Source organism: Qipengyuania soli (genome assembly GCF_015529805.1).
GTDB lineage: Bacteria > Pseudomonadota > Alphaproteobacteria > Sphingomonadales > Sphingomonadaceae > Qipengyuania > Qipengyuania soli.
Genome location: NZ_CP064654.1, coordinates 158,443 through 179,316 on the forward strand (window position 1 = coordinate 158,443; position 20,874 = coordinate 179,316).

Below are 20,874 nucleotides of genomic sequence, written 5' to 3' on the forward strand. Positions count from 1 at the left end.
GTGGCAGAGGGGAAGTTTGAGGGCTGGCGCTTTGCAATCGACCGCGGGGGGACTTTCACCGATGTCGTCGCGACCACGCCCGATGGCAGGCTGGTCACCGACAAACTGCTATCCGAGAACCCCGGCTTCTACGACGATGCCGCCAGCGAGGCGGTTCGCCGCCTGATGGCGCGGCATGGGTCCGGCCCGATCGCCGAGGTGCGCATCGGCACGACCGTCGCGACCAACGCCCTGCTCGAGCGCAAGGGCGAGCGCCTGGCGCTGGCGATCACGCGCGGTTTCGGTGATGCCCTGCGCATCGGCACGCAGGCGCGGCCCGACATCTTTGCGCGCCATATCGTGCTCTCCGAGCAATTGCCTTCGCGGGTATTGGAAATCGACGAGCGTGTTTCGGTCGATGGCGAAGTCCTGCACCCGCTCGACGAGGCGCAGGCCCGCGCCGGTTTCGAGGCCTTGCGAGGCGAAGGCTACGATGCGCTTGCCATCGTCCTGATGCACGGCTGGAAGCACCGTGATCACGAGGAGCGATTGGCGCGGATCGCCCGTGAACTCGGCTTTGCCCAGGTCAGCGTCAGTCACGAGGTCGCGCAGCTGATCCGCCTGATCCCGCGCGGGGATACGACCGTGGTCGATGCCTATCTCTCGCCGGTCCTGCGCCGCTATACCGACACGCTGCAGGCGAGCCTGCCCGCGACCGGATCGCTGCGCTTCATGCAGTCGAACGGGGGCCTTGCGGAAGTCGGCGCATTTCGCGGCAAGGATGCGATCCTCTCGGGCCCCGCGGGCGGTGTGGTCGGCATGGTCGCGGCCAGCGCGCCGCTCGGCCACCGCAAGCTCATCGGCTTCGACATGGGTGGCACCAGCACCGACGTTGCCCATTATGCCGGCGAGTACGAGCTGACCGGCGACAGCGTGGTGGCGGGCGTGCGGGTGGCGGCACCGATGATGCAGATCCACACAGTGGCGGCGGGCGGGGGCTCGATCTGCCGGTTCGACGGCTCGCGCTTCCGCGTCGGACCGGAAAGCGCCGGGGCCGATCCCGGACCTGCCTGCTATCGCAAGGGCGGCCCGCTGACGGTGACGGACTGCAACCTGTTCCTCGGCCGCATCGATCCGGCGTTCTTTCCCAAGGTGTTCGGTGAACAGGGCAATGAAGCGCTCGATCCACATGCCTCCGCTGTTCGGCTGGCGGAGGTCGCGGCCTTGCTCGACGAACCGCGCCCGCTCGAGGAAATCGCCGAGGGCTTCCTTGCCATCGCGGTCGACAACATGGCCAACGCCATCCGCAAGATCAGCGTCGCGAGGGGGCATGACGTGACCGCCTATGCGCTCGCATGCTTTGGCGGGGCGGGCGGGCAGCATGCCTGCAAGGTCGCCGATGCCCTCGGGATGGAGACCGTGCTGGTCCACCCGCTTGCAGGTATCCTGTCGGCCTACGGGATAGGATTGGCCCCGGTCAAAGCCATCCGCGAGGTCAGCCTCGTGCGTCCGCTCGGCGAAAGCTACGCCGGGGAGCTGGCTGCTCTTGAAGAAGAGGCGAGTCAGGCCCTCATCGAACAAGGCATCACTCCCGATGCCATCACCCTCGAACGTCGTGCGCACCTGCGGTTTGCCGGCAGCGACAGCGTGCTCGCGGTCGATTGCGGCGATGTCTCCACCATGGACGCGGCCTTCCGCACTCATCACCGCCAGCGCTTCGGCTACTCCGACGCCGATGCGGCGATTGTCGTCGAGGCACTGAGTGTCGAGGCCAGCGGACAATCAGGCGGGCTCGGCGGGATCATCCCCGAACCTGTCGCGGCGACGGGTGAACCGTCGGGAAGCTGGAGAACGGTGGAGCGTGCCCGCATGAGGGCTGGCGAGACCATCGACGGACCGGCGCTGGTCATCGCTCCGGGCTCGACCACCGTCGTCGAGCAAGGCTGGCAGGCTCGGCTGGAGAATGAGGGAAGCCTCGTCATTAAGCGCACAGTCCCGCTGGCGCGCGAACGCGCGGCGGGGACCGCGGTTGACCCGGTGCGCCTCGAGATTTTCAACAACCTCTTCATGGCCATCGCCGAGGAAATGGGCGTCGTGCTTCAGTCGACTGCTACCTCGGTCAATATCAAGGAGCGGCTCGATTTCTCCTGCGCCCTGTTCGACCGCACGGGCGCGCTGATCGCCAACGCGCCGCACATTCCGGTCCATCTCGGGAGCATGGGCGACAGCATCGCGCGGGTGATCGAGGCGCGGGGCGAGCGGCGCGACGGGCGCGGGTTCGGGCGCGGCGATGCCTATGTCCTCAACGATCCGTATCGCGGCGGCACGCACTTACCCGACATCACCGTCATCGTTCCGGTCTTCTATGGCGAAGACGGTGAAGAACCCGACGCATTCGTCGCGGCGCGCGGACACCATGCCGACATCGGCGGGATTGCCCCGGGCTCGATGCCACCCGAAAGCCGGACCATCGAGGACGAAGGCGTCCTGATCGACAACGAACTGCTGGTCGACGAAGGGCATTTCCGCGAGGCCGGGATGCGAGAGGTGCTCGCCTCCGCGCTCCACCCTGCGCGCAATCCCGACCGCAACTTGTCCGACCTGCGGGCCCAGCTCGCGGCGTGCACGCGCGGTGCGGAACTGCTGCGGCAAGCGGCGCGGGAGCAAGATGAGGCGGTGGTCGCTGCATACATGGATCACGTGCTCGCCAATGCCGAGGAAAGCGTGCGCTGCCTGCTCGACCGGCTCGAGGATGGCGCATTCGCCTATGAGATGGACAATGGCGCTGTGGTGAAGGTTGCCATTCGTATCGACCGCAAAAATCGCTCGGCCGTGTTCGACTTCAGCGGTACCAGCGGCCAATTGCCCGACAACTTCAATGCCCCGCGTTCGATCACGCGCGCCGCCGCGCTTTATGTCCTGCGCACGCTGATCGACGACGTGATCCCGATGAACGATGGGTGCCTGCGCCCGGTCGAGCTGGTCGTGCCCAAAGGCTCGATGCTCAATCCCACGCCCGGAGCAGCGGTGGTTGCGGGCAATGTCGAGACGAGCCAGGTCGTCACCGACGCGCTGTTCGCGGCGACCGGCCGCCTGGCGCCGAGCCAGGGGACAATGAACAATTTCACCTTCGGCAATTCGCGGCACCAGTATTACGAGACGATCTGCGGCGGCTCGGGCGCAGGGCCAGACCATGACGGGACCAGCGCAGTGCAGACGCACATGACCAATTCGCGCCTGACCGATCCCGAAATCCTCGAGACGCGCCTGCCGGTCAGGCTCGATAGCTTCGCCATCCGCAGCGGTTCGGGCGGGAAGGGCGCGCACAAGGGAGGCGACGGGGTCGAACGGCGCGTGACCTTCCTCGAGCCGATGCGCGCGAACATGCTTGCCAACCGTCGCCGGATCGCTCCCAAAGGCATCTGCGGTGGCGGGGATGCGCAGCCCGGCCGCAACTGGGTCGAGCGCGCGGACGGAAAGTGCGAGGAACTGGGGGCAACCGGCTCCGCCGAAATGCTGCCGTGCGATACGTTCGTGATCCTTACGCCCGGCGGCGGGGGATACGGGGAGGAGAAGCCATGAACTACTGGCCACTGGCCGGCATCGCGATCGTCGTCATCGGCTTCGCGCTGCGCTTCAATCCGCTGATGGTCGTGGTCGGCGCGGCACTGGCCACCGGGGTCCTTGCCGGGCTCGACTTGGTCGCGGTGATCGAGGCGCTGGGCAAGGCGTTCAACGACAACCGCTACATCTCGGTCACATGGATCATCCTGACGGTTATCGGTCTCCTCGAACGCTACGGGCTGCAACAGCGTGCCCGGACGGTGATCGAGGGGATGCGCGGGGCGACGATGGGCAGGTTGCTGGTGATCTATCTTGCCTTCCGCCAGCTGACTGCGGCGCTCGGCATGAAGGATATCGGCGGCCACCCGCAGGCGGTCCGTCCCCTGGTTGCCCCCATGGCGGAGGCGGCGGCTGAAAAGACGCATGGCGACCTGGCCGAGGACGAGCGCGAGAAGGTCAAGGCGATGGCGGCGGCAACCGACAATGTCGGCCTGTTTTTCGGCGAGGATATCTTCTTCGCCATCGCGTCGATCCTGCTGATCCAGGGCGTTTTCGAAAGTGCGGGCTATCCCCTGACGCCGCTGCAACTGTCGGTCTGGGCCATTCCGACCGCGATCTGCGCCTTCCTCATTCATGGCAGCCGCATCCTCGCGATGGACCGTCGTCTGGGGAGGGTCGCGCGATGATCACCTACGAATGGCTCTACATCCTTGCAGGGATTTTCTTCGCCATCTGGGCGCTGCTCTCGCTGCGCGACGGGTGCAAGGGGAACGCGGCGTTCTGGGCCCTGCTCGCGGGCAGCTTCCTTTTCGGCAGCCATTTTTCGGACCTCGTCAACGGCCTGCTCGTGCTCGCCATGGTCGGCATCGCCGGTTTGGGCGGCCTCAAGCGCAGCGATCCGCCGACGACCAGCGTCGAGGAGCGGGCGACAAGTTCGGCGCGGCTCGGCAATCGTCTGTTCCTGCCCGCACTGATCGTACCGCTGACCGCTGTCGCGGGGACGCTTCTCTACAACTACACGCCGCTGGGCGAGACCGGCCTGTTCGAGGAACGGCGCGAGACACTGCTGCTGTTCGGGATCGGCGTGCTGGTTGCGCTGGTGGTGGCCATGCTGTGGCTGAAACCGCCGGCCCTCGCCCCGGCCGAAGAGGGGCGACGCCTGCTCGATTCCATAGGCTGGGCCGCGATCCTCCCGCAAATGCTCGCTGCCTTGGGCGCGGTCTTCGCGCTGGCTGGTGTCGGCGACATTATCGGGGGTGTCGCGGGAAGCGTCATTCCCGAGGGCAGCGTGTTCCTCACCGTAATGGTTTATGCGCTCGGGATGGCGCTGTTCACGATGATCATGGGCAATGCCTTCGCCGCTTTTCCGGTCATGGCCGCCGCCATCGGCATCCCGCTGCTGGTCCAGCAATACGGCGGCAACCCGGCGGTGATCGGCGCAGTCGGAATGCTCGCTGGGTTCTGCGGTACGCTGATGACCCCCATGGCGGCGAACTTCAACATCGTGCCTGCCGCACTGCTCGAACTGAAGGACCAGAACGCGGTGATCCGCGAGCAGGTCGGTACTGCCCTGCCGCTTTGGGTATGCAACGTGGCGATCATCTATGTCGGAGCATTCCTGCTGTGGAACTGACCGAGGATATCGCCCGCAATTTCGCGCGCATTGCGCTGGGCCATGTCGCGCGGCCCTATCCCTACAAGGACGACCATGTCTTCGAGGGGGAAGATGATGTGCGCGCACCCCGTGAGGCGCATCCGGTCTTCTTCGGCAGTTTCGACTGGCACAGTTGCGTCCATGGTTGGTGGACCCTGCTGACCCTGCGACGGCTGTATCCGGATATACCCGAGGCAGCAGCCATAACGGCGCTGGCCGAGGGAACTTTCACCGAGGAAAAGCTGGCTGTCGAACTCGCCTATCTCGAACGGCCATCGTCGCGCGGTTTCGAGCGGCCATATGGCTGGGGCTGGCTGCTCTATCTCCACCTCGAAGCCGAGCGCGCTGCCGAACACGGTTGGGGCGAGCGTCTTGCGCCACTGGCGAGAGCCTTCGCCGCGCGACTGGTGGAATACCTGCGCATCCTGACATATCCGATAACCGTCGGCACGCACTTCAATACGAGCTTCGCCCTGATCCTGGCGCGCGAGTGGGCAGCGCGACACGACCCGGTCCTTCTCGCCACCATCGACGACTGGTCGATAGCCGGCTTTTCGCACCGCGATGACTACCGGGGATGGGAACCCGGCGGTGATGAATTCCTTTCGCCCGTGCTTTGCGCCTCAATGCTGATGAGCCGCGTGATGCCCTTCACACAGTTCGAGCCATGGGTCGACGGGCTGGTGCTGGGAAATGGCTGGATCGAGCGCGAGTGCCGTCCGGTTACCGTTTCCGATCGGAGCGATGGCAAGATTGCGCATCTCGACGGCCTCAATCTGAGCCGGGCCTGGTGCCTGCGTGGCATCGGGAAGGCGCTGGGCGATCATCCGGCTCTTCCGCTGATCGAGCTGCGGGCGAGCGAGCATCTCAATGCTGCGATGCCGCACGTCGCGGGCGACTATATGGGTGAACACTGGCTGGCGAGCTTCGCGCTTCTCGCGCTGCTCGAAGGCTGATCAGCCCGCGCGCAGGCCCCGGAAGGGGACCATGACGCCCGCGCCCGAAACTCCGCTGGTCATTGCATCGGCCACCGCCTGCGGGACAACGATCTCGCCCGACTGGCCGCGACTGGCGTTGACCGCGAGGCTGATTTCATAGTTCCCGGCTGCGACGACGAGGCGACCGTCCTGGTCGAGAGTTCCCAGTTCCTCCGCGCCGATCTCGAAGATGGCCCGCTCGGCATCGCCCTGTTGGAGGGCCAGGCGGCGGAAATCCCTTAATTTGGGTTCCATTTGCGGATCGGGGCCGAGCTTGCGGACATAGAGCTGGATGACCTCGCTGCCGTCACGTTCGCCCGCATTGCGCAGCACTGCGCTGGCAAGGACGCGGTCGCCGCCCAGTTCGAGGGCGAGTTCTGTCAGCGCGAAATCGGTATAGCCGAGGCCGTGACCGAAGGGGATGCGCACCTTTCCGTCGCTGCCATGCAGGGCATAGGGCAGGCGGCCCACCGGCTCGCGGTCGCCCGTCAGGACTTCGGCAATCGCATGACCGGAGCGGCTGCCCAACTGGCCGGCATGAAGCACGCAGGGGAGCGGGCTTCCGCCGATATCCGGGTCGATTGCACGTTCACCGAGGGTGACCAGCACAAGTCGCGGGTTGGCTGCGCGCAGCGTTTCGATCAGCGTTCGATGTGCTTCGCCAAGCGGGGAACCGGCATCGTCGCTGACATCACCGAGAACGAGGACCACGGTGTTGGAACGGCGCGCCGCTTCGCCGGCCATGCCGATCGCCATCCGGTCGGCATCGATCATGCGCGAAACCGTCGCGCCATCCTGACGCAGGGCGAGGCCAGGAGCGAACTTGTAGATGATTCCCAGTTCGTCGAGCCCGTCGATGATGCTGGCCGCTTCGCCCGCAGCGCCGCCAAGCGGGAGCGAACGGTCGCGTGCCGCGCTGCCCACCACCAGGACTTCGCCCGAATCCACTGTCAGCGGAAGGAGGGCAGGATCGTTGCGCAGCAGTACGATCGACTTGCGGGCGAGATCGAGCACCGGGTCGCGGATGGTGGCGGAAGCGCGGGGCGAGTCGTGAAGGGTAGGGCGGAAGAGCCCGAGGTCGTACTTGGCGCCAATTACCCGGCGGACTGCGTCGTCGAGAGTCGAGCGCTCTATGCGACCCGCCGTGACCGCTGCCACGAGCCGATCGACCGAGAGGCCGACAAAGCCTGGTGAAGTCAGGGGCTGCCCCGATAGTTCTGCGAGTTCGCTCCAGTCCGAAAGCATGATGCCGTCATAGCTGCCGGGCCTCGACAGGTACTCGACAGGATCCGGCAGTGGCGAACGACGGTCGCTGACGCGCTGCATGATCGGGTCGAGCGCTATGCTTGCAGGTTGCGCCTGGCGCAGTGCGGAAAGAACGATGTCGGCTCGTTCGGCTGCATGGCGAGCTGCGGCTTCTCGCGAAACGCTGCCGCGCGGCGTGGTACCATTGGGGTACTGCAGGCACGCGAGCAGGCGATGGCGCCGTTCGTCGTCACTCGATTGGAGGCCGAGAATCCGTGCGACCGCCATGCGCTTTGCCAGGACCGGGGAGTCGCCGGAGCTCTGCGAAAAGCTGCTCCCCTCCACTTGGTCGCCGGTTGCGACCACCGGCGACAGCGCCCAGTTGATCCCGATTGCTCCGGCCTCGTCGGCCACGAGCGTCTCTGCAGCCTCGACGGCCTGGGGATCCCAGCTGGCAGTGGCGCTGATCGGCGTGGGCAGCTGGGTGCGGATTCCCGAACCCGTTTCGGCCATCAGGAACAGTGGAATGCCGAGGCGGGTTTCCTCGATTGCAATGCGTTGCAGTCGCTGGATTTCGCTGGCGCTACGCAGGCCCACGACACCGCCAACAAGGCCGCGGCGCAACTGGTCGAGGAGGTGGGCTTCGGTGCTGGATGCTGCCGATCCGCGTTCGGGGGCCTGGGGGAACAGGACGAGCTGGCCCGCCTTCTCCTCGAGCGTCATGTACTCGAGCAGGTCCTCGACGAACCGTTCGCGTTCGGGCGCGGGCTGGGTTGGGCCGGCAGGCATTTCGCCACCGGTGATCGCCGAGAATGGTAAATATCCCGTTTGCGAACGAGGAATTGGCCGCAGGAAAGCTATCGTTTGGTCGCACGAACGCTGTGCGATTTACAGATATAAAAATATCTTTATGTCCTCTGGTCTCGATATGCGAACCGAAGCAACCTTCCGCGCGCTTGCCGATCTTACGCGCCTTCGCATCCTGCGCTTGCTGGGATCGATGGAGCTTGCCGTCGGCGAAGTCGCGCAGGTCCTCGCACAGAGCCAGCCCCGCGTGTCACGACACATCGGGATCCTGTGCGATGCCGGACTTGCCGAACGCAGGCGCGAGGGCAGCTGGACTTTCGTGCGCGCATGCTCGGCCTCGACCGAAGGCGTATCGCTGTGTGGCGGGGTTCTGCGCCTGCTGGCAGAAGCCGAAGAGGACGATCCGGCATTCGCTGCCGCCTGTGATGCGGACCGGCGGAAGCTCGCCGAAATCCGCAAGTATCGCGAGGAAGAGGCGCAGGCCTACTTCGCGCGCCACGCTGGCGACTGGGACGAGTTGCGCCGCCTTCACAGTTCGGACGAGGCGGTTGAGGATGCGCTGGCAAAGGCCTTGGGCGGACGCCAGCTCGGTCGCCTGCTCGATATCGGCACCGGCACTGGACGGATGGCCGAATTGCTGGCCGAGCGGACCGAACACATCGTGGCTCTCGACAAGAGCCTCGCCATGCTGCGCGTCGCGCGGGCCAAGCTGCAGCACCTGCCGGCAGATCGCGTCGAACTGGTGCAGGGCGATTTTTCGTCACTGCCCTTCGCGGCGGCAAGCTTCGACACGGTGCTCTTCCACCAGGTACTCCATTTCGCGCAGTCCCCGGACGCCGTCCTTGCCGAAGCGGCCCGCGTCACCCGTGCGGGTGGGAGGATTGCGATTGTCGATTTCGCTGCCCACCAGCGCGAGGAATTGCGCGAACGGCACGCCCATGCGCGCCTCGGCTTCGAAGACGCCCAGATGGACAAGCTAATGGAATATGCCGGTTTCGACCCCGTCCCCGCCATTGCGCTCGAGGATGGCGAACTGGTGGTGAAGATCTGGATTGGCGAAAGAGCCGCCGAAAGAAGGAAAGCCGTCTCGTGAGCCCAACCGTCGACCAGATGCGCGAAGCGCAACGGGCGCTGGAAACGCCGCTCTTTTCCGGCCTGCCCGGCGATATCGAAGTGAGCTTCGAATTCTTCCCGCCCAAGACCGAAAAGATGGGCGAGACCTTGTGGCATGCAGTCGAAACGCTGAAACCTCTCGGCCCCCGTTTTGCCAGCGTGACCTACGGTGCCGGGGGCTCGACCCGCGAGCGTACGCACCAGCAGGTCGTCCGCATCCAGAACGAGGCGGGAATCCCCGCAGCTGCCCACCTCACCTGTGTCGAGGCGACCCGCGAGGAGGTGGACGAGGTTGCCCGTCACTATTGGGAAGAGGGTATCCGCCACATCGTCGCACTGCGCGGCGATCCGCCGGACGGCAGCGGCAATTATACCCCGCATCCGGGCGGCTATGCCAATGCGGTGGAACTCATCACGGGTCTCAAGAAGATCGCCGATTTCGAAATTTCGGTGGCCGCCTATCCCGAGGTCCATCCGGACTCGCCCGACGCACAGGCCGACATCGCCAATCTCAAGGCCAAGTTCGATGCCGGCGCGACCCGCGCGATCACCCAGTTCTTCTTCGACCCCCAGTGTTTCTTCCGTTTTCGCGACGAGGCTGCTCGTGCCGGAATCGAGGGCGAGATCGTGCCGGGCATCATGCCGGTGCTGAGCTTCGCCGCCGTCCAGCGAATGAGCGGACTATGCGGCACGGCCATCCCCTCGTGGATGGAAGGCCTGTTCGAGGGGCTCGACGACCGTCCCGAGGCGCGCCAGCTGGTGAGCGCGACCATCGCCGCCGAGCTCTGTCGCCGCCTTTATGCTGGCGGGGTGCGCCAGTTCCACTTCTACACCCTCAACCGCGCCGAGCTGAGCTATGCCATCTGTCACATGCTCGGTTTGCGTCCGAAGGCCTGATCATGACCAAGCGTGAAGAGTTCGAAGCTGCAGCGGCGCAGCGCATCCTGATCAAGGACGGGCCCTACGGCACGGAGATCCAGCGCGCCAGGCTGGCCGCGGAAGACTATGCGGGCGACACCGGCCTCGCGCACGACCAGAAGGGCAACAACGACCTCGTCAACCTGACCCAGCCGCAGGTCATCCGCGCCATCTGCGACAGTTACATCGCGGCGGGCGCACATATCCTTGCCACCAACACCTTCAACGCCAACCGGATCAGCCAGGCCGATTACGGAGCCGAAGGGCTGGTTCGCGACATCAATGTTGCAGCGGCGCGGATCATTCGCGAGGCAGTCGATGCGCAGACAGATGGCGTGCCGCGCTTCGTCGTCGGCGCAGTCGGACCGACCAACAAGACCCTGTCGCTCTCGCCCGATGTCGAGGATCCGGGCTATCGCGAGGTGGATTTCGACACCATCGTCGATGTCTATCGCGAACAATGCGCCGCGCTGGTCGAAGGCGGGGTGGACTTCATCCTCGTCGAGACGGTTTTCGACACGCTGAATTGCAAGGCCGCAATCATGGCGGTGAAGCAGCTCGAGCGCGAACTGGGCCGCGACATCCCGCTGATGATCTCGCTGACGCTGACCGACCTGTCGGGCCGCAACCTCTCGGGCCATACGGTCGAGGCGTTCTGGTACACGGTGCGTCACGCGAAGCCCCTGACTATCGGACTCAACTGCAGCTTCGGCGCAGAGCAGCTGCGCCCGCACGTCCAGTTGTTGTCCTCCATCGCTGACACCTACCTCATGGCCTATCCCAACGCCGGCCTTCCCAATGACCTCGGCGAATATGACGAGGTACCGGAAACGACCGCTGCACTGACCCGCGTATGGGCCGAAAATGGGCGCATCAATGCTCTTGGCGGGTGCTGCGGCTCCACGCCTGCGCATATCGCCGCCATGGCGAAGGCAGTAGAAGGCCTGGCTCCGCGCAAGCTGCCGAGCATCGCCCCCGACATGCGCCTTGCCGGCCTCGAACCCTTCACGATTGCAGCATGACCGACACGCAAACCACCACTGCCCGCTTCGTCAATATCGGTGAACGGACCAACGTCACCGGGTCTGCGGCGTTCAAGAAGCTGATCCTTGGCGGCGAGTACGACAAGGCGGTCGAAGTCGCGCGCCAGCAGGTCGAGAACGGCGCGCAGGTGATCGACGTCAACATGGACGAAGGCCTGCTCGATGCGGTCGCGGCCATGACCACCTTCCTCAAGCTGATCGCTGCCGAGCCCGACATTGCGCGCGTGCCTGTGATGATCGACAGCTCCAAGTGGGAAGTGATCGAGGCGGGCCTGAAATGTGTTTCGGGCAAGCCTATCGTCAATTCGATCAGCATGAAGGAAGGCGAAGACGCTTTCCTCGAACACGCTCGCAAATGCATGGACTACGGTGCGGCGGTGGTCGTGATGGCCTTCGACGAGAAGGGCCAGGCCGATACGAAGGACCGCAAGGTCGAGATCTGTTCGCGCGCCTATGACATCCTCACCGGCATCGGCTTCCCGCCCGAGGACATCATCTTCGATCCCAACATCTTCGCCGTTGCGACGGGGATCGAGGAGCACGACCGCTACGGACTCGACTTCATCGAGGCGGTGGCCGAGATCAAGGCGCGCTGCCCCCATGCACGGACCAGCGGGGGACTTTCCAACCTCAGCTTCAGCTTCCGCGGCAACGAGACCGTGCGCCGCGCGATGCACTCGGTGTTCCTCTACCACGCGATCCCCGCCGGGCTCGACATGGCGATCGTCAATGCGGGCCAGCTCGACGTCTATGACCAGATCGACGCAGGCCTGCGCGAAGCGTGCGAGGATGTGATCCTGATGCGCCGCCCGGATGCGACCGAGCGGCTGATCGAGCTTGCCGAAAGCTACAAGGGCAAGTCCGCGGCTGACGAGAAGGCCGCCGAGGAGTGGCGCGGGTGGCCGGTCGAACGCCGGATCGAGCACGCGCTGGTCAAGGGTATCGACGCCCATGTGGTCGAGGATACGGAGGAAGCTCGCCAGCTATTCGCGCGCCCCATCGAGGTCATCGAAGGACCGCTGATGGACGGCATGAACGTGGTCGGCGACCTGTTCGGCAGCGGCAAGATGTTCCTGCCCCAGGTGGTGAAATCGGCCCGTGTCATGAAGAAGGCGGTCGCGCACCTCATCCCCTTCATCGAGGCGGAGAAGGAGGCATCGGGCCTTGCCGACCAGTCGAAGGGCAAGATCGTCATGGCGACGGTCAAGGGCGACGTTCATGACATCGGCAAGAACATCGTCGGCGTGGTCCTGCAGTGCAACGGGTACGAGGTCATCGATCTCGGCGTGATGGTGCCATGGCAGCAGATTCTCGCTGCCGCGAACGAGAACGGAGCCGACATGATCGGCCTCTCGGGCCTCATCACTCCCTCGCTCGACGAGATGGTGACCGTTGCCGAGGAAATGCAGCGTGCGGGCATGACCATGCCGCTGCTGATCGGCGGGGCCACCACGAGCAAGGTCCACACAGCGCTGCGCATCGACCCGGCCTACGAAGGTCCGGTGATCCACGTCCTCGACGCGAGCCGCGCGGTGGGCGTTGCGAGCCGCCTGCTGTCTGACACGCAGCGTGACGAGTTCGTAGATACGACCGCAGCCGAATACGAGAAGGTCCGCGATGCGCGCGAAGGCAAAGGGCAGAGCGTCCTGCTGACCATCGAGGAAGCGCGGGCGAATTTCTTCGATGCCTATCTCTCGGACAAGGCCGCACCGCCGCTGCAGCCGGGAGTGCACGCCTTTGCCGACTGGGACTTGGCGGACCTGCGCCACTACATCGACTGGACGCCATTCTTCCGCGCCTGGGAACTGCACGGGACTTACCCTGCGATCCTCAAGGACGAGGTCGTGGGCGAGACCGCGCAGCAATTGTTCGCCGATGCCAACGCCATGCTCGACCGGATCATCGCCGAAAAGTGGCTGGTGGCGAAGGGGGTGGCGGGCTTCTGGCCCTGCGCGCGGGATGGAGACGACGTAACGCTTCATATAGCGGAGGAAGAGCGTCACGTAGTGCTTCCTTTCCTTCGCCAGCAGGTAAAGAAGAGCCGCGACCGGGCGAACATGTGCCTTGCCGATTTCATCGATCCGGCGGGCGACTGGATCGGCGGTTTCGCGGTTGGCATCCATGGCATCGAACCGCATTCGGCGCGCTTCAAGGACGACAAGGACGATTATTCGGACATCCTTCTGAAGGCGCTGGCGGATCGCTTCGCGGAGGCCTTCGCCGAGCGTCTTCACCAGCATGTCCGCACCGAGCTGTGGGGCTATGCGCCGCAGGAACAGCTGACCAACGAGGCGCTGATCAAGGAAGAGTATCGCGGCATCCGTCCGGCGCCCGGTTACCCGGCGTGTCCCGACCACAGTTTGAAGCCGATCCTCTTCGACCTGCTCGATGCGCCGAAGAACGCGGGTCTCACCCTGACCGAGAATTTCGCCATGTATCCCACGGCTGCGGTCAGCGGGTTCTACTTCGGCCACCCGGAAGCACAGTATTTCGGCGTCGCGCGGATCGGGCGCGACCAGCTTGCGGACTATGCGCGCCGCAGAGGGGTCGATATTGCGACCGCCGAGAGATGGCTGCGACCGAATCTGGATTGAGCGCGCTGCCCCGGGGGCGGCTGGTGTGGATCGGCGGCAGCGTGCTGCTTGCCGCCTACATCATCCTGCTCCTCGCCGTGCCGTTCCAGCCCGATCTGATGCGTGCGCTCTGGTTCCTGCCCGGCATCGGGGTGATCGGGGCGATCATTGCCAACACCTCGGGAACTGGTGGCGGCGTGGTCTTCGTGCCGGTCTTCAACGCCTTGCGCGAATGGGGGGTCATGGACCTCCAGCCGCTGCAGGTCGTCGGCGTTTCCATGGGCATCCAGAGCTTCGGCATGACCATGGGGGCCCTGCGCTGGACCGACCGCCTCTACCACCAGCCCGCGCCCGAGCCGCTCCATGCCCTCGTCCGCCCGCGCGACTTCTTCACCGTCGCATTCGGCGTCCTTGCATTATCGCTACCGGCCATGCTGCTGACCCAGCGTTTCACGGCCTTCGACCAGCATGCGGTCCTGATGGGATACAAGGCTTTCTCCGTCCTGCTCGGCGTCGCTCTCATCGCCTCGACCTGGACGGTCAACATGGCGCGGCCCGAGAAAACGCAGCTCGAGAGGTTCGACCTGATAGTCCTGCTCGTGCTTGCCGTCCCGGGCGGCGTGCTGACCGCCTTGTTCTCAGTCGGTGTCGGGGAGCTGGTCGCGCTCTACCTCTTCATCCGCCACTACCCGGTGCTGCTGTGCACGGGTGCGGCCTGCCTCATCTCCTCGATCAGCGTGCTCAGCGGGGCGATCTGGCACGTCGAGGCGGGAACGATGCAGTGGGAAGTCGTACTCCTCGCCGGTCCGGGCGCGGCTCTCGGCGGCTTCCTCGCGCGGCCCATAGCGCTGTGGCTGGGGGCACGGCGCCTCAAGACCATGGACGGTGCGTGGATCGTGCTGTCGGCGCTATACCTGCTGTGGCTCAACTGGCGCTGAGGTGATGATGCGGCTCTTTCTCACGGCTTCACTTGCCCTTCTGGCAGGCTGCGCTTCGGTGCCCAAGGCTCCTGCGTCTCCCCCACCGGCTGCGGTTGCGGTCGTCTTCGACAAGGGGAGCGTCAGACCCGTGGTGGTTGAGGGCATGGCCGACCGTTCCACCATGCGCCCGGTCACAACCAACGATCCCGTGCGCATCGCCAGCATATCGAAGCTCGTCATGGCGCTCGCGGCCATGCGGCTGGTCGACGAAGGCAAGGTCGACCTCGACCGTGACGTTTCGGATTATCTCGGCTGGAAACTGCGCCACCCCGATTATCCCGACGTGCCGGTTACCCTCGCACAATTGCTCTCGCACCGGTCGAGCCTGCGCGACGATGCGGGTTATGTCATACCGCTGGGCGAGAGCCTGCAGGCGAAGTTCACTGATCCCGCGGCCTGGTATCATGGCGCACCGCCGGGAGAGGCTCCCTTCGAATATGCCAATGTCGGTTCGCCCGTGGTCGCGACGGTGCTCGAGGCGGCGAGCGGCGAGCGTTATGATCGGCTGGTCGAGCGAACGGTCTTCGCGCCGCTGGGCATCGAGGCCTGCCTCAACTGGATCGGCTGTGCGCAGGATTTCGCCGAGCGCGCGGTGGTACTGTATCGCAGCACCGGCGAGGTCGCGCGCGATGCCGCTGGGGACCGCCCGCCCAATTGCACCATTCCGGTTGTCGAAGGTACTGCGTGCAATCTCGACGACTATGTGCCGGGAACCAATGCCTCGATCTTCTCGCCTCAGGGCGGGGTGCGCATCGGGATGGTGGATCTGGCGAGACTGGGTCAGGCCATCTTGAACGAGGATTCCCGCCTGCTCGACCCACCCGGATTCGCCCGGCTCAAGCGCCCGGAATCGCCTATTGCCGGGAGCGCACCGCTGTTCTGCTTCTACGGCCTCGCCGTGCAGACGCTCCATCCCGGGCTGGCGGGCTGCAACGACGATCTCTTCCCCGACGTCGCGCGCCGGTACGGTCACGCGGGCGAGGCCTATGGGCTGCGCTCGGGGCTGTGGATCGACCCGGAGGGCCGCCGCGGCATCGCCTATTTCGTTACCGCCGTGCCTGAGCCCGAAGTCGAGGACACCGGCGGCTTTTCCGACGAGGAACGGGCGCTCGTCGCGCGTGCCGTGGAAATTGCCTCGCGGGGCAAGGGTAGAGATTGACCGTGCCGCGCTAATCGCGCAGGGCAATCGGCGTCGGCCACGGGAGCGATTCTGCGGCAGGCGCGCACGGGAGAGACCGGCGGGGCAACCCTCCGGCGCCGAAGGAGCAACCGCCCCGGAAACTCTCAGGCCCACGGACCGTGCGCTGCCATCGGCACTCTGGAAAGCGTCGCCATCATCGGCGGCCACCGAAGGGGTAAGCCCGCGCACCTTTGCATGAAGGTGGGGGCCAGTCTCTCAGGTTTCCCGACAGAGGGGGCATGGAAATGTTGTGCTCCGCAAGGGGCGGCCATGCTGTCGGGGAAGTTTGTTGAGCGAAGACATCGAAATCGAAGAGCCCGAAACCGGTACGCTGCCGCTCGATGCCTGGCATCGCGACAAGGGCGCGCGCATGGTCGAGTTCGCCGGATACTGGATGCCGATCCAGTACGAAGGCATCGTGGCCGAACACGAATGGACCCGCTCCAATGCCGGCCTGTTCGATGTCAGCCACATGGGGCAGCTGCTGTTGTCCGGTCCCGATCTCGACGCGGCGGTGGAAGCCGTGTTGCCGATCGACCTGTCGACCCTGAAACTTGGCCAGCAGCGCTATTCGCTGCTGCTCGACGAAGATGGCGGCGTGCTCGACGACCTGATGGTCTCGCGCTGGCCGGAGTGCCTGTATCTCGTCGTCAACGGTGCGACCAAGTGGGACGATATCGGCCATCTGCGCGAATACCTGCCCGACGAGATCACCCTCAATCATCTCGACGAGCAGGCGCTGCTGGCGCTGCAGGGGCCCAAGGCGGCGGACGCGCTGGCGCGCCATGCGACGGGCGAATACCCGCTTTCGGCACTGACCTTCATGAAGTTCGGCCGCTTCACCATAGCGGGCCACGAGGTGACCATCGCTCGCGCCGGCTATACCGGCGAGGACGGGTTCGAGATTTCGCTTCCCGGCCATGCAACCGAGGAAATCGCCGACGTGCTGTGCCGCGAACCCGAAGTGAAGCCCATCGGACTTGGCGCGCGCGACAGCCTGCGCCTCGAGGCGGGCCTGCCGCTCTACGGCCACGACCTTTCGCCCGAAACCTCGCCCATCGAAGCGGGCCTGGTGTTTGGCATCAACAAGCGCCGCCGCAGCCCCGTTGAACAGGGTGGGGGCGGCTATCCCGGTGCGACACGGATCAATCGCGAAATCGTCGAAGGCACGCTGCGCAAATGGGTCGGCCTCAAGGTCGAAGGCCGCATGCCCGCACGCGAAGGTGCCGAGGTCTTTGCCGGCGGCGAGCAGGTCGGGGTGGTGACCAGTGGCGGTTTCTCGCCAACGCTCGGTGCGCCCATCGCCATGGCCTATGTCGCCAGCGCCCATGCCGCGACAGGCACCGCGCTCGAAATCGAAGTCCGTTCGAAGCGTCTGGCGGCCACGGTCGTCCCGACACCTTTCGTCCCCCACCGCTACTACAGAGGGAAATGATCCGATGGCCCGTTACTTCACCGATGAACATGAATGGATCGACGTCGACGGCGACACTGCCACGGTCGGCATCACCGATTATGCGCAGGGCCAGCTCGGCGACATCGTCTTCGTCGAACTCCCCTCCGCCGGCACCTCGCTCAGCAAGGGCGGCGATGCGGCGGTGGTGGAAAGCGTCAAGGCGGCAAGCGACGTCTACGCCCCGATCGACGGCGAAGTGACCGAAGGCAATGCGGCGCTTGAGGACGATCCCGCTCTGGTCAACACCGCGCCCGAAGGCGATGGCTGGTTCTTCAAGATGACCATCGGCGACGCGAGCCAGCTCGACGGCCTGATGGACGAAGCCGCCTACAAATCCTTCTGCGACAGTCTCTAATTGATCGTCCCCGTGCCGGGGACCCGAGGACATACGATGCGCTACCTGCCGCTTACCCAGGATGACCGTTCGGCGATGCTCGCCCGGATCGGTGCCAGCAATATCGACGATCTCTTCGTCGACGTGCCCGAGGAAGCCCGCCTGTCGGGCCCGATCGCGGGCCTCCCGCTGCACGCCAGCGAAATGGCGGTCGAGAAGCACATGCGGCGCCTGTCCAAGAAGAACCTCGCGGCGGCCGATGCTGCGTTTTTCCTCGGTGCGGGGGCGTACAAGCACCACGTCCCGGCGAGCGTCGATCACATCATCCAGCGCGGCGAGTTCCTGACCGCCTACACGCCCTACCAGCCGGAAATCGCGCAGGGCACGCTGCAGATGCTGTTCGAGTTCCAGAGCCAGGTAGCCCGCCTCTATGGCTGCGCGGTCGCCAATGCCTCAATGTACGACGGTTCGACCGCATGCTGGGAAGCAGTGGCGATGGCCGGGCGCGTGACCAAGCGCAAGCGCGTGGTTCTATCGGGCGCTTTGCACCCGCACTATGCCGAGGTCGTCAAGACAATGGCGAAGTTCACCGAGGACGAGATCGCATCTGCCTCGCCCGCGCTCCAGGCCGCGCCGGATAACGCTGGCCTGATCGCGCGGATCGATGACCAGACCAGCTGCGTCGTGGTCCAGTACCCCGACATCCTCGGGCGCATTCCCGACCTCACCGAGATTGCCGAGGCGGCGCATGCCAAGGGCGCGTTGCTGATCGCGGTCAATACCGAGCCCGTCGCACTGGGCGCGATCAAGTCGCCGGGCGAGCTCGGCGCGGACATCGTCGTGGGCGAAGGCCAGTCGATCGGCGTCGGCCTGCAGTTCGGCGGACCGTATCTCGGCCTCTTCGCGGTGCGCGATCCCAAGCATGTGCGCCAGATGCCGGGCCGCCTGTGCGGCGAGACCGTCGATGCCGAGGGCAAGCGCGGCTTCGTGCTCACCCTCTCGACCCGCGAGCAGCACATCCGCCGCGAGAAGGCGACATCGAACATCTGCACCAACTCGGGCCTCTGCGCCTTGGCGTTCAGCGTCCACATGACCCTGCTCGGCGAGAAGGGCTTGCGCGCGCTGGCGGCGGAGAACCACCGCCTCGCCTGCCTCGCCGCCGACAGGCTGACAAAGATCCCGGGCGTGAGCGTGCTCAACGATGCGTTCTTCAACGAGTTCACCCTCCGTCTCGGCAAGGACGCGCGCAAGGTCGTGCGCACTCTCGCCGACAGGGGCGTCCTGGCGGGCGTCTCGCTCGGTCGCCTGTTCCCGGCGCATGACGAACTCGCCGACGGCCTGCTCGTCGCAGTGACCGAAACCACCACCGAGGAGGACATCGAAACGCTTGCCTCCGCACTCGAGGAGGTGCTCGCATGAACGCGCCCCCCAAAACCCCGAACGCATCCGGCTGGAAGCCCGGCACGCCTGTCGAAGGTCACAACGCCATGAGCGGTCCCGACACCGCCACCGGCAACCGCGCGCTGATGCTGGAAGAGCCGCTGCTGTTCGAGATCGGCCATGTCGAGCAGACCGGCGTCGACCTTCCCGAGCCTCCCAAGGATTCAGGTCGCGGCGCGAACCGCCTGGGCGGTTTCGACCGCGCCGAGGCCATCGGCCTGCCCGGTCTCTCCGAACCCGAGACCGTGCGTCACTACACGCGTCTCAGCCGCCAGAACTACGCCATCGACCTCGGCCTCTTCCCGCTCGGAAGCTGCACGATGAAGCACAACCCGCGGCTCAACGAGAAGGTCGCGCGGATGCCCGGCTTCGCCGATGTCCACCCGCTGCAGCCGGTCGACACCGTGCGCGGCGCGCTCGAGGTCATCAATGAACTGGCCTTTTGGCTGATCGAGCTGACCGGCATGTACGGAGTCGCGATGAGCCCCAAGGCGGGCGCGCATGGCGAGCTGTGCGGCATCCTGTGCATCCGCGCCGCGCTCGAAGCGCGCGGCGATGCGCGCGAGGTCATCCTCGTCCCCGAAAGTGCGCACGGCACCAACCCTGCCACCGCCGCCTTTGCGGGTTATCGCGTGGAAGACATTCCCGCGACCGCCGAAGGCCGCGTCGACCTCGAGGCGCTCAAGGCACGCCTCGGTCCCGATGTCGCCGGCGTGATGATCACCAACCCCAACACCTGCGGCTTGTTCGAGCGCGACATGAAGGCGATCTCGGACGCGGTTCATGCGGCGGGCGGCTTTGTCTATTGCGACGGTGCCAACTTCAACGCCATCGTCGGCAAGGTGCGCCCGGGCGACCTTGGCGTCGATGCGATGCACATCAACCTGCACAAGACCTTCTCCACCCCGCACGGCGGCGGCGGTCCGGGTTCGGGACCGGTGGTGCTGTCGGAAGCGCTCGCGCCGTTCGGTCCGCTGCCCTTCACCGCGAGGACCAAGGACGGCATCGTGCACCTCGTCGAGGAAGAGAACGCGGCCGAGTTCGACCACACTCAGGCCTTCGGCCGCATGACGGCCTTCCACGGGCAGATGGGCATGTTCACCCGCGCGCTGACCTACATCCTCAGCCACGGCGCCGATGGCCTCAAGCAGGTGGCCGAGGACGCGGTCCTCAATGCCAATTACATCCTTCGCAGCCTGGAGGACGTGCTCGACGCGCCCTTCGGGCCGAGCGGGCCGTGCATGCACGAGGCGCTGTTCAGCGATAAGGGTTTTGCGGAAGGGCTCTCGACGCTCGATCTCGCCAAGGGGCTGATCGACGAAGGCTATCACCCGATGACCATGTACTTCCCGCTGGTCGTGCATGGCGCGATGCTGGTCGAACCGACCGAGACCGAGAGCAAGGCCGCGCTCGACCAGTTCATCGGTGCCCTGCGCAGCGTCGCAGAGCGGGCAGTCAACGGCGACGAAACGCTCAAGACCGCGCCGCATTACGCCCCGCGCCGCCGTCTCGACGAGACGCTGGCGGCAAGGAAGCCGGTGCTCGCCTGGCAGGAGCCCAATCCACCTTCCGGATCGCCGAGTTTGAGCGAGCAGGGCGGGCGTTGATCGC

At 65.5% G+C, this 20,874-nt stretch carries 15 protein-coding genes and 2 riboswitches; of the genes, 14 read left to right on the forward strand and 1 reads right to left on the reverse strand.

Annotation, left to right across the window (positions count from 1 at the left end; all coding sequences use genetic code 11):
- From IRL76_RS00830 to IRL76_RS00845, 4 genes are read left to right on the forward strand one after another with little or no spacing between them, the layout of a single operon-like run.
- Positions 1-3,561, forward strand: coding sequence for a hydantoinase B/oxoprolinase family protein (locus tag IRL76_RS00830; protein ID WP_200982271.1), 3,561 nt, complete (start codon positions 1-3; stop codon positions 3,559-3,561).
- The gene (locus IRL76_RS00835) at positions 3,558-4,229 is read left to right on the forward strand and encodes a DUF969 domain-containing protein (RefSeq protein ID WP_200982273.1); all 672 of its coding nucleotides are present in this window, start codon (positions 3,558-3,560) and stop codon (positions 4,227-4,229) included. Before IRL76_RS00830 ends, IRL76_RS00835 begins: the two co-directional genes overlap by 4 nt.
- Positions 4,226-5,176: a DUF979 domain-containing protein gene (locus tag IRL76_RS00840; RefSeq protein ID WP_200982275.1), complete on the forward strand. Its 951-nt coding sequence runs from the start codon at positions 4,226-4,228 to the stop codon at positions 5,174-5,176. Before IRL76_RS00835 ends, IRL76_RS00840 begins: the two co-directional genes overlap by 4 nt.
- Positions 5,167-6,153, forward strand: a complete 987-nt coding sequence (locus tag IRL76_RS00845; RefSeq protein ID WP_200982277.1) for a DUF2891 domain-containing protein — start codon at positions 5,167-5,169, stop codon at positions 6,151-6,153. Before IRL76_RS00840 ends, IRL76_RS00845 begins: the two co-directional genes overlap by 10 nt.
- Here IRL76_RS00845 and IRL76_RS00850 read toward each other — a convergent pair whose 3' ends face one another.
- On the reverse strand, positions 6,154-8,208 hold the full coding sequence (locus tag IRL76_RS00850) for a glycoside hydrolase family 3 C-terminal domain-containing protein (RefSeq protein WP_200982279.1): 2,055 nt from the start codon (positions 8,206-8,208) through the stop codon (positions 6,154-6,156).
- A 139-nt stretch (positions 8,209-8,347) separates the two neighbouring features.
- Here IRL76_RS00850 and IRL76_RS00855 point away from each other — a divergent pair, with 139 nt between their 5' ends.
- The 10 genes from IRL76_RS00855 (at position 8,348) to gcvPB (ending at position 20,870) form a co-directional block, all read left to right on the forward strand.
- Positions 8,348-9,319 carry a metalloregulator ArsR/SmtB family transcription factor gene (locus IRL76_RS00855; protein WP_200982281.1) on the forward strand — a complete coding sequence of 324 codons (972 nt, stop codon included), beginning with the start codon at positions 8,348-8,350 and terminating at the stop codon, positions 9,317-9,319.
- Positions 9,320-9,336: 17 nt separating this feature from the next.
- The gene (gene metF, locus IRL76_RS00860; RefSeq protein ID WP_425504516.1) at positions 9,337-10,236 is read left to right on the forward strand and encodes a methylenetetrahydrofolate reductase [NAD(P)H]; all 900 of its coding nucleotides are present in this window, start codon (positions 9,337-9,339) and stop codon (positions 10,234-10,236) included.
- Positions 10,237-10,238: 2 nt separating this feature from the next.
- A complete protein-coding gene (locus IRL76_RS00865) occupies positions 10,239-11,279 on the forward strand; it encodes a homocysteine S-methyltransferase family protein (RefSeq protein ID WP_200982285.1) in 1,041 nt (346 codons plus the stop codon).
- On the forward strand, positions 11,276-13,894 hold the full coding sequence (gene metH, locus IRL76_RS00870; RefSeq protein WP_200982290.1) for a methionine synthase: 2,619 nt from the start codon (positions 11,276-11,278) through the stop codon (positions 13,892-13,894). Before IRL76_RS00865 ends, metH begins: the two co-directional genes overlap by 4 nt.
- Positions 13,891-14,811, forward strand: coding sequence for a sulfite exporter TauE/SafE family protein (locus tag IRL76_RS00875; protein WP_200982292.1), 921 nt, complete (start codon positions 13,891-13,893; stop codon positions 14,809-14,811). The genes metH and IRL76_RS00875 overlap by 4 nt, the downstream gene beginning before the upstream one ends.
- A 4-nt stretch (positions 14,812-14,815) precedes the next feature.
- Entirely contained in the window at positions 14,816-16,012 is a 1,197-nt protein-coding gene (locus IRL76_RS00880) for a serine hydrolase domain-containing protein (RefSeq protein WP_246449885.1), read from the forward strand.
- A 57-nt stretch (positions 16,013-16,069) separates the two neighbouring features.
- Positions 16,070-16,163, forward strand: a riboswitch (glycine riboswitch).
- Positions 16,164-16,275: riboswitch (glycine riboswitch) on the forward strand.
- Positions 16,276-16,319: 44 nt separating this feature from the next.
- Positions 16,320-17,468, forward strand: a complete 1,149-nt coding sequence (gene gcvT, locus IRL76_RS00885) for a glycine cleavage system aminomethyltransferase GcvT (protein ID WP_425504499.1) — start codon at positions 16,320-16,322, stop codon at positions 17,466-17,468.
- A gap of 4 nt (positions 17,469-17,472) precedes the next feature.
- On the forward strand, positions 17,473-17,844 hold the full coding sequence (gcvH, locus tag IRL76_RS00890) for a glycine cleavage system protein GcvH (protein ID WP_200982296.1): 372 nt from the start codon (positions 17,473-17,475) through the stop codon (positions 17,842-17,844).
- 36 nt (positions 17,845-17,880) lie between these two features.
- Positions 17,881-19,242 carry an aminomethyl-transferring glycine dehydrogenase subunit GcvPA gene (gene gcvPA / locus IRL76_RS00895; RefSeq protein WP_200982298.1) on the forward strand — a complete coding sequence of 454 codons (1,362 nt, stop codon included), beginning with the start codon at positions 17,881-17,883 and terminating at the stop codon, positions 19,240-19,242.
- Positions 19,239-20,870, forward strand: coding sequence for an aminomethyl-transferring glycine dehydrogenase subunit GcvPB (gcvPB, locus tag IRL76_RS00900; protein ID WP_200982300.1), 1,632 nt, complete (start codon positions 19,239-19,241; stop codon positions 20,868-20,870). Before gcvPA ends, gcvPB begins: the two co-directional genes overlap by 4 nt.
- Positions 20,871-20,874 lie beyond the last annotated feature (4 nt).